This window comes from uncultured Nitrospira sp., from assembly GCA_902500695.1.
GTDB lineage: Bacteria > Nitrospirota > Nitrospiria > Nitrospirales > UBA8639 > Nitrospira_E.
Genome location: CABVRQ010000077.1, coordinates 1 through 2,909, shown reverse-complemented (window position 1 = coordinate 2,909; position 2,909 = coordinate 1). Strand labels below are relative to the sequence as shown.

The 2,909-nt window shown below is 47.5% G+C and carries 2 protein-coding genes; both read right to left on the bottom strand.

What is annotated here, in order from left to right:
• The coding region (locus tag AAH187_RS15600) for a VWA domain-containing protein (RefSeq protein ID WP_342349396.1) at positions 1–632 on the bottom strand (632 nt) is incomplete at its 3' end.
• 482 nt (positions 633–1,114) lie between these two features.
• Entirely contained in the window at positions 1,115–2,191 is a 1,077-nt protein-coding gene (locus AAH187_RS15595; RefSeq protein ID WP_342349395.1) for a tetratricopeptide repeat protein, read from the bottom strand.
• Positions 2,192–2,909 lie beyond the last annotated feature (718 nt).

Below are 2,909 nucleotides of genomic sequence, written 5' to 3'. Positions count from 1 at the left end.
ATGGCTGAAGTCATGGGGGAAACGTACCCATGGTCCATAGCAAAGGGCTTTTGGACCCCTGAGGCAAAGGTTATCAGGGCAAATCGATTATCGGCTTGTTGATCGGTGAAGTTTTCGACAAAGCTCTTGGCCCCGTCTTTCAAGTCGCTTATGGGACTGCCTGCCATCGACCCCGACACGTCCAAAACCAACGCGATTTCGGCGTTGCGAAGTTTAGCGGATCCGTCCGCGGCGATGGCGGTGGTCCCATGGCTTCCCTGGACCACTCTCGAGAGAGAATTAATGGAATTCGTGGCGCCTTGAACGGTAATTTTTCCGTTTCCGTCGTCGGTTACCACAAACGTTGGCGTGTCAGTTCCTAACAGTCCGGGAGGGAAATTCGCTTGCGCTACTTGTTCGACAAACCCGTGTAGATCGGCAATATTGGGATTGTTCACATTTTTAGCTCCTGCAAAGGCAGCTCCATCGATCGCTTTACTCATTTCTCCCTGGATGGCATACCACCGTCCAACTTCAATACCCAGGGCCGCAAATCCAAACAGGGCCACAACAGCAATGCCTGTAATCAGGATGTATGCACCTTGTTGGTTTTGTAACGGATTCTGTAACCCTTTGATTGAATTGCGTCCCATTTTCCGTGTCTCCTGGATAAAAGGATCAATAACCTCTCAAACCTCACACCAACTCATTCATTTCTCGTTGATTCAACGCGGAGGTTCTTTGGTAGGAGAATATCGACTGAATATTGAAAAACTTGCCGATTGGAAATGTGCTACAAATGGTTAGTTTTCCTGATTTTGTGTCTAGTTATGATCGAAAGAGTCTCCTTCCCGAACATTATGGACAGGTTTGTTTTGACAGAAACGTTGGCCTTCCGCCCTTAATCAAAGGCCAATTGTGATCAGCAGGTTCCGGCCGTGAAACAAACGGCGTGGAGTGAGGATATGAAACAGCTTCGAAAAGTCTTGGAGGGTCTGACAGTCTAAGGGCGATGCCCATGAACCTAAGGAGGAAGAAGATGGGAAGACTAAGATAATGGAGTGGAAATCAAATTGTTCGCCTGGAGAGGTCTTGAAGGAGAATTCGAGGAATTCCTTGAACCGATGGGGATAATCTATTGCTCAAGTTGGTTAAGCAATTGTTGGATTCGGGTGTCCTTTCCGCCAAGGGCAAGGTATTTCTGGTAATGAGTTCGTGCTTGAGGAAGATCCTTCTTGTGGAATTCGTAAAAGGCTCCAAGATTGAAATGTCCTTCCAGGGAATCTGGTTGCAACGCGATTCCTGCTTGATACGCTTGTTCTGCCTCCACGAACTGATGTTGGCCTGCGAAGAGGACTCCAAGATTGAGAAAGGCCTCGGCATCCTGAGGCTTGAGTTCACCGACGCGTTGGAAATGCTTGATGGCCTTTGGTAGGTTCCCTTGTTGTTGGTAAAGAAAACCAAGATTGTAGTGGGCTTCCGAATGTTCCGGATTGGCCTGAATGACTTGTTGGTAAGCATGTAAGGCCTGTGATGGTTGATTCTGCCGTTCCGCAATCCGGCCAAGCAACAACCATGCGTCTGTCTTGTGAGGGTGGTGTTCTGTCAATTGGGTAAGGAGGAGTTGTGCTTGATCGAAATCTTGAGCTTGCATAAACCGGGTAGCCAGATGATAGAGCGCTTCTTCTTGGTAGGGTTGTTGAGTGAGAATGGCCTGGTATTCCTGAATGGCCTGATTCGTGAGCTCCCGCTTATCCAATAGTTTAGCGAGTGTGAGCCTGGCCTCCCAAAAACGTGGATAGATAGCGAGCGCTTGCTGAACGGCTTTTTGAGCTTCTTCCATTTGATCTTGCTTGATAAAGAGTAATGCCAAATCATACTGCGCTTGAGCTAGATTCGGGTTAAGTCGGATGGCTTCTTGAAGGGCAGAAATCGCGCGCTCAGGTTGTTGGGTCAGTTGAAACTCCACCAAGCCATACAGGTGATGGGCTTCCGAAAATTCAGGAAATTCCTGGATGGCCTGTTCGAGTAATGATTGGGCGGCCTTGAAATTCTGATTTTCCACGGCTGAAAGAGCATCACGATAAAGATTTCCCGCCTGGTGGGCGAAGGCTGGCAAGGGCCAAAGGAAGATAAGACAGAGGAATATTCTCTGCCACGTAATGCGTTTCGAGGAAGTATGCGGTGGATTGCCGTGACACGGGTTAAGCATGCGGATATTCTTTCAGTCGAAGTGTTGGTCAATCGAGCGGATTCAGAAATCCAAACATGGGAAATTGTATCGTATTGTCTCCTGATTTGCCAGAATTTGAATAAAGGAGATGGGAGAAGTAAGGCTCGGAGGCAGGGGATATTTGTTCTCCTAACAGATAGATCCGATCAGGGAAAAATATTTTTTGATGAGCGGCAACATTCTGCTAGTCAGGCAGAATTGCGCTTCCTTCATGGTGAAAGGCAGGGTGTATGTGTTGAAAGATGAGAGATGAAACGTATGGTCTGAAGCCAGTGTAATTGTTGCTTGAAAGAATATTCGACGTCCTTCTCGTCCTCCGGTTTCCTTGAGGCAAGGTTAAGATTACCTGTCGTGGGGTACTGGACATTCTTCCCGCCAATCTCCGTCGTCGTAAAGGCGAGATCTAGATTGAGATCCTTAATTGGTTGTCATGTCATAGATTCTGTTTCGAGATCGCCTAATTCTAGGCTATCCGATTGAAACGCTCATACAGGTGATCAGACATACAAGAGACCGAACAAAAGAAATCCTGAAAAGATGAAAGAGCCAGGCATCATAATCCTCCTTGCGGAGAGGAAAAGGTAATAGAACGTCACCTCAGTAGTTTCATGTGTCGGCGTGAATCTCATGCTTTCGTGGGAGTATTGCAGTTTCCGTGAAGATCGGGATGAAGAGCGGAGGTAGTCAATACCAGACT

Coding starts and splice junctions, on each gene's coding strand:
- AAH187_RS15595 (WP_342349395.1), bottom strand. CDS start 2,191: ATGCTTAACCCGTGTCACGGCAATCCACCGCATACTTCCTCGAAACGC.